Genomic DNA, 8,241 nt, shown 5'->3' on the forward strand with positions numbered 1-8,241 from the left:
CACTATGCCACTACAGTTCGGTACTAGTAGGTACTCAAAATGGCAAAGTGGTTGCGACTCAAGGCGACCCAGAAGCACCGGTAAACAAAGGTCTTAACTGTATCAAAGGCTACTTCCTTTCAAAAATCATGTACGGCAAAGACCGTCTAGAACAGCCTCTTCTTCGTATGAAAGATGGCGAGTTCCATAAAGATGGTGATTTTGCACCAGTATCTTGGGACAAAGCGTTCGACGTGATGGCTGAGAAATGGAAAGCATCTCTTAAGAAGAACGGCCCAACAGGTGTTGGTATGTTCGGTTCTGGTCAGTGGACAGTAATGGAAGGCTACGCAGCCGTTAAGATGATGAAAGCGGGTTTCCGTTCAAACAACATCGATCCAAACGCTCGTCACTGTATGGCTTCTGCGGTAGGTGCATTCATGCGTACCTTCGGTATCGATGAGCCAATGGGTTGTTACGATGACTTTGAACACGCAGACGCATTTGTACTGTGGGGTTCAAACATGGCAGAAATGCACCCAGTACTATGGACTCGTATTACAGACCGTCGTCTAAGCCACCCACACGTTCAAGTAAACGTACTGTCTACGTACTACCACCGTTCTTTTGAGCTTGCTGACACTGGTTACATCTTCAACCCTCAGTCTGACCTTGCGATCGCTAACTTCATCGCAAACTACATCATTCAAAACGATGCGGTTAACTGGGACTTCGTAAACAAGCACACGCACTTCAAACAGGCAACAACTGACATCGGTTACGGCCTTCGTGATGACGATCCACTACAGAAAGCAGCAGCAAACCCTAACTCAGGTGCAATGACTGCAATCACTTTCGAAGAGTACAAAGCAGCAGTTGCAGAGTACACAGTAGAAAAAGCATCGGAAATGTCAGGCATATCTGAAGAGAACCTGATCAAGCTTGCGAAGCAATATGCGGATCCAAACATCAAAGTAATGTCTCTATGGACAATGGGTATGAACCAACATACTCGTGGTGTATGGATGAACAGCCTTGTGTACAACATCCACCTTCTAACGGGTAAGATTTCTACTCCAGGCAACAGCCCATTCTCACTAACTGGCCAACCGTCTGCGTGTGGTACAGCTCGTGAGGTAGGTACGTTCTCTCACCGTCTACCTGCAGATATGGTGGTTGCTAACCCTAAACACCGTAAGATTGCAGAAGACATCTGGAAACTTCCAGAAGGCACTATTCCACCAAAACCTGGTAAACACGCTGTTGCTCAAGACCGTGCATTAAAAGACGGTACGATCAACGCGTACTGGGTAATGTGTAACAACAACATGCAAGCTGGTCCAAACATCAACACTGAGCGTCTGCCTGGTTACCGTAACCCAGATAACTTCATTGTTTGTTCAGACCCGTACCCAACAGCAACAGCTCAAGCGGCTGACCTTATCCTTCCTACAGCAATGTGGATTGAGAAAGAAGGTGCTTACGGTAACGCTGAGCGTCGTACACAAGCATGGTACCAACAAGTGAAAACGGTAGGTGAAGCTAAGTCTGACCTATGGCAAATCATGGAGTTCTCTAAGCGCTTCACTATTGAAGAAGTTTGGGGCGAAGAGCTTCTAGCTAAAGCACCTGAACTACGTGGCAAAACCATGTACGACGTGCTTTACAAAAACGGCAATGTTGATGCTTTCCCTCTGTCTGAAGCTCAAGAGCTTAACGACGATGCACAAGCACAAGGTTTCTACGTTCAAAAAGGTCTATTCGAAGAGTACGCAGCCTTTGGTCGCGGTCACGGTCACGATTTAGCACCATACGACACTTACCACAAAGTACGTGGCCTACGCTGGCCTGTTGTTGACGGTAAAGAGACTCAATGGCGCTTTAAAGAAGGTTCAGATCCGTACGCTAAGAAAGGTTCTGGTTGGGACTTCTACGGCAAGCCAGATGGTAAAGCACTGATCATCAATGCTCCATACGAAGCACCACCAGAAGTACCAAACGATGAATACGATATGTGGCTATGTACAGGTCGTGTTCTTGAGCACTGGCACACAGGTACTATGACTCGTCGTGTACCAGAACTTTACAAAGCAGTACCGGATGCACTTTGTTACATGCACCCTGCTGACGCTAAAGCTCGTGGCCTACGCCGTGGTGATGAAGTTCTTATCGAAAACAAACGTGGTGAAGTTCGTGTGCGTGTTGAAACTCGCGGCCGTAACCGTCCACCACAAGGCTTGGTATTCGTACCGTTCTTTGATGCAAGAATTCTGATCAACAAGTTGATCTTGGATGCAACGGATCCTCTGTCTAAACAGACGGACTACAAGAAGTGTCCAGTTAAGATCACTAAAGTTGCTTAAGCCCTAGGCTTAGAGAAACGATCTTAAGTATTTAATATTGCGGCTACTTTTTCATCATTTAGAAAAAGTAGTCCTCTCAAAGAATTAGCCTTTAGGCGGAGAAATTAACATGAAAAAACTGATTACTGCCCTACTATCAGCTGGTCTTTTGCTAGCTGGCGTGGCTCAAGCTGAACTGGATAACCCAGGCGGCATTGGTGGCGTAGAGTCTTTACGTGGTGTAAGTGAACTTGAAGCAACGCGCGCAGCAGACGACTTCAAAAAGTACCCTCGCGACCAAGTGCTTGAGAGCGATTACGTATACCAACCACCATTGGTACCTCACAATATCCGTAGCTACGAAGTCTCTCTGAATGCAAACAAGTGTCTGTCTTGCCACAGCTGGAAAAATGCGAAAGAGATGGGTGCAACAAAAATTAGTGTTACTCACTACATGAACCGTGAAGATGCAGTACTTGCTGACGTTTCACCTCGTCGTTACTTCTGTCTGCAGTGTCACGTTCCTCAAGCTAATGCGAAACCATTAGTAGAGAACGAGTTCAAACCTGTTGACTCACTACGCTAATCTTAGCCGTATTGTAGAGAGGCTATTATATGAAATTATTGAAAGCGTTTTGGAAAAGACTGACAACTCCAAGTAAAGCAGCCGTAGGCCTTGTACTTTTCTTGGGGTTCTCTGGTGGTCTTTTATTCTGGGGTGCATTTAACACGGGTATGGAAGCAACCAATACAGAAGAGTTCTGTTCTGGCTGTCACGCACCTATCGTTGAAGAGATCCAAGAGACGATTCACTACTCTAACCGTTCAGGCGTTCGTGCAATCTGTTCAGACTGCCACGTACCGCATGAGTGGACGGATAAGATTGTTCGTAAAGTTCAAGCATCAAAAGAGCTATATGCTCACTTTATTTCTAAGACGATTGATACGCCTGAGAAATTCAAAGAGCGCCGTCATCACTTAGCTGAACGCGAATGGGCTCGATTGAAGAAGAACGATTCACTTGAGTGTCGTAACTGTCACCAGTTCGATTACATGGACTTCTCCGAACAGAGTCCTCGTAGTGCGAAACAACACTCAACAGCGCTGGCTTCTGGTGAGAAGACATGTGTAGACTGCCACAAAGGTATCGCACATAAACTACCAGACATGCACGGCGTTGAAGGCTGGCAATAAGGAGCGATTGAATGAGTACTTTAGAAAGCGTAATTTGGCACATCCTAGGTTACAGCGCTATGCCAGTTATCATTCTTGGCGGTTTCGCAGGTGTTGCAGCCGTATCTCTTTGGATTTTATCCATGGGTAAAGACAAAGAAATCGATTAAGAATCGACATTACATCAACGCTATCAGTTATTTTTGAGATAGGTTGATACGAAAAAGCCACTGAGTTCAGTGGCCTTTTTATTGTTTGACGTTCTGTACTTTCAAATACGTATACGTACTTTAGGCTTCACTTTCCGGTACGTCTTTCTCTGCGACTTCTATATCAACGTTCTCTTTATCGACGATAGGAAGTACCTGTTTTACGTAGTTACCCGGCGCCTTGCCAATTACAGGGTGCAGCTCAGAACCTTGATTAAACGGTTCGATTTTCTCACCTGCTTCAAAACCCTGCAGCCATTGATTCCAGTGAGTCCACCATGAGCCTTCATTGTGAGTCGCATTCGATAGCCACTCGTCTGCAGAATCATCCAAGTTATCGTTTAGCCAGAATCCGTACTTTTTCTTGTCTGGGTGATTAACAATGCCTGCAATATGACCAGACTCGCCGAGTACAAACGTCTTGTTACCACCCGTATTCAGTGCACCGCGGTAAGTCCCCTGCCAAAGTGCGATATGGTCTTCCTTGGTAGAGATGAAATAACTTGGTATTTTGATCTTATTAAGGTCGATCCAGACACCGCCCACCTTCACGCCTTTGTCTTGCACCAGTTTGTTTTCAAGGTACAGCTCTCGTAGTAGGAAGTTATGACACTTAGCGGCAACGTTAGTACTGTCACTGTTCCAGTACAATAGATCAAACTCCATTGGGCTGCTGCCTTTTAGGTAGTTATCAATGTAGTAGTTCCAGTACAAGCTGTTTTCACGCAGCAGACTGAACGTCACACTCAACGACCTACCATCCATAAAACCTTTCGCATCGTTCTGTTTCTCAATAGCGTTAATGATCGTTTCATTGATATATGCGCCAACCTCTCCCGGCTGAGAGAAGTCTAATAGAGTCGTAAAGAAGGTCGCGGTTTTAATGCGTTTCTTCATTCTTTTAGCAGCATAGTAAGCGACCGTTGAAGCGAGAACAGTACCACCAATGCAGTAACCTGCAGCATTGATTTGCTCTTTACCCGTGATGTCTTCAATTGCCGTCACGGCTTTAGCTACGCCTTCCGTGACATAGTCACCGAACTCTAAGTCTTTTTGCGCTTCACCTGGGTTGCGCCAAGACATCATGAAGACGCTGTGCCCTTGCTCAAGCAACCAACGAACCATTGAGTTCTTTTCACGAAGGTCGAGAATGTAGTACTTATTGATGAACGGAGGAACGATCAACAAAGGCGTCGCGTTCACCTGAGGTGTTTTTGGGTAGTATTGAATAAGCTCGAACAGATCATTTTGAAAAACGACATCACCTTCCGTGTTCGCAACATCAACACCTAATCGGAAGGCATTATTGTTGGTCATACGGATCTTGAGGATATCCGCGCTCGCTTCAACGTCAGCTTGTAGCTGCTCTAGCCCATCTAGCAAGTTTTCACCATTGCGCTCAAGCGTTAGCTTCATCAACTCTGGGTTAGTCGCAATAAAGTTACTAGGAGAAAGAGCATTGATAGCCTGACGTGAAAAGAACGCCACACGTTCCTTGGTTTTCTCGTCTATGCCTTCGATTGAATTAATGGTGTCTATATAGCTTTTGCTGAATAACAAATAAGACTGCTTGATAAAGCTGTAAAACGGGTCATTTTTCCACGCTTCATCAATAAAGCGTTTATCACTGCGCTCTTCAGTAATGACGCTTTCGGTATTACCCATCAGTGCGGCATTTTGCCAAATCTTAAGTTGCTGTTCCCACCACTGGGATTGTAACTGAAGGAGAACGGCGGGTTGGTTAGCGGCTTGCTCGAAGATTTTTGACGCATCATCAAAATTCAACTCTTGCATCGCTTGATTTAGGGGAGATTGCGCGGCTTCCTTGTTTTGTTCAAAGTTTTCCCACCATTGCTGGTTCGTTTGTTGAAGTTTAACAAGGTAGTCCGAAAAGAAGTGTTGAAACATAACATGACTCCAATAATCGGAAAATCGCCACCGAGCCTCACAGTAAACACTGTGCTGACTCGATGGCGATCTTATTTATGCAGGTGTAACTGTTTTCAAGTTTTCAGTCGTTAGTGTTTCAACATCTTCTTTGAACTCTTTAGCCACAGCTTGAAGCTTAGCACTGTCACTCATCATCTGTTGAGAGAGTTGAGTTAACGCTGCTAGTTGCTGGCTGTTGAATGCCGTAAGGCTATTCACATCTTTAATTTCACTTACTGCTTTCATTTGAGCAAGACCCATATCCGTGTAAGTCTGCATCGCATTCATCTGCAATTCCGTCATTGTTTGAACGTTCTTTGCAACCAACTTGTTGAACTTGAAGTATGGTTCAAATTGCTTTTCAGTTTGGTCAGTAATCGTTTTAAAAATATCCGTGTACATAAGTAACTCCTGATGAATACATAGTGTAGTAAATTGGTACTGATATCGTTTCAGTTAAGGTGCGATGGTTTGCTAACGCACCTTGTAGACTGCAGCGATAAATTGTTTAGCTTGCCAACGATACATCCGGCGTTAACCTTCAATACCCTTAAGCAGAACAGCGGTTCCCATTCCCCCACCGACGCAGAGTGAAGCAACGCCATAACTGGTCTTTTGCTCAAGCATTTCGTGGATGAGTGACACAATGATTCGGTTGCCTGACGCTCCTAGAGGATGACCTAGGGCAATCGCGCCGCCGTTAACATTCACTTTTGGTTTAAAAGCGTCTAATGGCAGATCGTGCTGCTCAGAAAGCTGATACATCACGCCAAGCGCTTGCGCCGCAAACGCTTCGTTTAATTCAAACAGATCAACTTGTTCGAGTGTTAAATCCGCTTTATCCAGCGCTTTAGACACGGCCTCTACTGGACCTAAGCCCATGATCTTTGGGTCTAATCCAGACTGTGCGTAGCTTGTTAGCTCGACCAGTGGTGTCAGGCCGTATTTCGATACAGCACTCTCTGATGCCAAGATGATTGCACTCGCACCGTCATTGATACCTGAAGCGTTGCCCGCCGTTACAGTACCTTCACGGTCGAATGCAGGACGAAGCTTTTGCAAACCTTCGAACGTTGCATCCGCTTTCGGATATTCATCGGTATCAAAGGTGACGGTCTGTCTGCGCTGTTTCACTTCAACAGGCACAATTTGCTCAGCAAACTTACCTGCTTCAATTGCAGCTACCGCTTTTTGTTGGCTTTCTAGCGCGTAGTTGTCTTGAGCAAGACGCGAGATATTCAATGCATTCGCAATGTTCTCTGCTGTCACACCCATGTGGTAATGATTGAACGCATCCGTCAGACCATCGCCAACAAGCAGATCTTTCATCGAAATGTCGCCCATCTTGTGTCCGTTACGAATACTTGGCGGAACCACGAAAGGGATTTGAGACATCACTTCCACACCCGCAGCAACCACGATTTCTGCATCTTGAGCTTTAATATGAGCTGCAGCGTCCATGACTGATTTCATACCACTACCGCAGATCATGTTGACACCATAGGCTGGAGTCTCTTCAGGCAGCCCTGCGTAGATAGAAGCCTGACGTGCAACACCCATGCCCTGCCCTGCTGAAATCACATTACCTACGATCACTTCATCAATGACATCTAGGGGAAGATCTACTGAATCCAGAGCCCCTTTAATTGCGACGCCAGCTAATTCACCCGCGCTAACGTTTTTCAATGAACCCGTAAATGAACCGATTGGTGTTCGTTTCGCTGCAACAATAAATACTTTTTCCATTATTCAATTCCTGTCAGTTTCGCCATTAGTGCATGTACAAACCGCCATTTACAGACAAAGTCTCGCCTGTAATGTATGCACCAGATTCACTGGCTAGGAAACCAACCGCTTCGGCAATTTCCACAGGCGTTGCTAAACGTTTCATTGGGATTTGGTTCTTGATTGAATCCAATACTTCAGGCTTCATTTGCTCAACCATTGGCGTTGCAGTGTAGCCAGGGGCAATCACGTTCACTGTTACGCCACTGCGAGCGCCTTCTGCAGCTAAGGCTTTCGAGAAACCAATCATTCCCGCTTTAGCCGCCGAGTAATTAGTTTGTCCGAATTGACCTTTAAGACCGTTCACTGAAGAAATGTTGATCACTCGGCAGTTACCTTTCTCACACATAGGAGCGAATAGTGGCTGAGTCACGTTGAACAAACTGTTTAAGTTCGTTTCGATAACCTCTTTCCACGCTTCTGCGTTCATCTTTTTGAACACGCTATCACGTGTAATGCCGGCGTTATTGACGAGAACATCTATCGTTCCCTCTTCTTCTAACAACTTGCTTAGGCTCAATGCACATTCTTCAGTATTCGTGACATCCAATTCAAATAATCGCACTTGGTCTTCAGTAAAATTTTTCTCATTGAACCAATCCAATGCACACTGGTAGTTTCCAGTAAAGTACGTCGCAATCACACGATATCCGTCTGCGACTAACTTAGATGATATTGCCGATCCGATACCGCCCTTTGACCCTGTAATTAAAGCAAGTTTTTTCATTAATGGTTCCATCCCTTATAAGCAATTTAAATAACAATGATGTTAATAAGATAATGTCTTATTAGATAATTAAACTTTCGTTTTGCTTTAATTAAAC

General features: G+C 45.2%; 8 protein-coding genes. 4 read left to right on the forward strand and 4 right to left on the reverse strand.

Going from position 1 to position 8,241, the window contains the following annotated elements; genetic code table 11:
• The 4 genes from napA to BCT81_RS13465 form a co-directional block, all read left to right on the forward strand.
• On the forward strand, nt 1-2,342 hold a 2,342-nt coding region (gene napA / locus BCT81_RS13450), incomplete at its 5' end, for a periplasmic nitrate reductase subunit alpha (protein WP_241908203.1).
• A gap of 109 nt (nt 2,343-2,451) precedes the next feature.
• On the forward strand, nt 2,452-2,907 hold the full coding sequence (locus tag BCT81_RS13455) for a nitrate reductase cytochrome c-type subunit (protein WP_008219291.1): 456 nt from the start codon (nt 2,452-2,454) through the stop codon (nt 2,905-2,907).
• A 29-nt stretch (nt 2,908-2,936) separates the two neighbouring features.
• The gene (locus tag BCT81_RS13460; RefSeq protein ID WP_008219293.1) at nt 2,937-3,515 is read left to right on the forward strand and encodes a NapC/NirT family cytochrome c; all 579 of its coding nucleotides are present in this window, start codon (nt 2,937-2,939) and stop codon (nt 3,513-3,515) included.
• Between the two features lie 11 nt (nt 3,516-3,526).
• Entirely contained in the window at nt 3,527-3,664 is a 138-nt protein-coding gene (locus BCT81_RS13465) for a TIGR02808 family protein (protein ID WP_010430103.1), read from the forward strand.
• Between the two features lie 120 nt (nt 3,665-3,784).
• On the opposite strand, the gene phaC is transcribed toward BCT81_RS13465, so the two are convergent.
• The 4 genes from phaC to BCT81_RS13485 form a co-directional block, all read right to left on the reverse strand.
• Nucleotides 3,785-5,611, reverse strand: a complete 1,827-nt coding sequence (phaC, locus tag BCT81_RS13470) for a class I poly(R)-hydroxyalkanoic acid synthase (protein ID WP_102424739.1) — start codon at nt 5,609-5,611, stop codon at nt 3,785-3,787.
• A 75-nt stretch (nt 5,612-5,686) separates the two neighbouring features.
• Nucleotides 5,687-6,034, reverse strand: a complete 348-nt coding sequence (locus BCT81_RS13475; RefSeq protein WP_008219299.1) for a phasin family protein — start codon at nt 6,032-6,034, stop codon at nt 5,687-5,689.
• Between the two features lie 132 nt (nt 6,035-6,166).
• Nucleotides 6,167-7,378 carry an acetyl-CoA C-acetyltransferase gene (locus tag BCT81_RS13480; protein WP_102424740.1) on the reverse strand — a complete coding sequence of 404 codons (1,212 nt, stop codon included), beginning with the start codon at nt 7,376-7,378 and terminating at the stop codon, nt 6,167-6,169.
• A 25-nt stretch (nt 7,379-7,403) separates the two neighbouring features.
• Nucleotides 7,404-8,144, reverse strand: a complete 741-nt coding sequence (locus BCT81_RS13485; protein WP_102424741.1) for an SDR family oxidoreductase — start codon at nt 8,142-8,144, stop codon at nt 7,404-7,406.
• Nucleotides 8,145-8,241: the final 97 nt, after the last annotated feature.

It is taken from the genome of Vibrio sp. 10N.261.52.A1 (genome assembly GCF_002876325.1).
GTDB lineage: Bacteria > Pseudomonadota > Gammaproteobacteria > Enterobacterales > Vibrionaceae > Vibrio > Vibrio chagasii.

Excerpts from the sequence above, each read along its gene's own strand:
- BCT81_RS13455 (WP_008219291.1), top strand. The coding sequence starts at position 2,452 with ATGAAAAAACTGATTACTGCCCTACTATCAGCTGGTCTTTTGCTAGCT.
- BCT81_RS13460 (WP_008219293.1), top strand. The coding sequence starts at position 2,937 with ATGAAATTATTGAAAGCGTTTTGGAAAAGACTGACAACTCCAAGTAAA.
- BCT81_RS13465 (WP_010430103.1), top strand. The coding sequence starts at position 3,527 with ATGAGTACTTTAGAAAGCGTAATTTGGCACATCCTAGGTTACAGCGCT.
- phaC (WP_102424739.1), bottom strand. The coding sequence starts at position 5,611 with ATGTTTCAACACTTCTTTTCGGACTACCTTGTTAAACTTCAACAAACG.
- BCT81_RS13475 (WP_008219299.1), bottom strand. The coding sequence starts at position 6,034 with ATGTACACGGATATTTTTAAAACGATTACTGACCAAACTGAAAAGCAA.
- BCT81_RS13480 (WP_102424740.1), bottom strand. The coding sequence starts at position 7,378 with ATGGAAAAAGTATTTATTGTTGCAGCGAAACGAACACCAATCGGTTCA.
- BCT81_RS13485 (WP_102424741.1), bottom strand. The coding sequence starts at position 8,144 with ATGAAAAAACTTGCTTTAATTACAGGGTCAAAGGGCGGTATCGGATCG.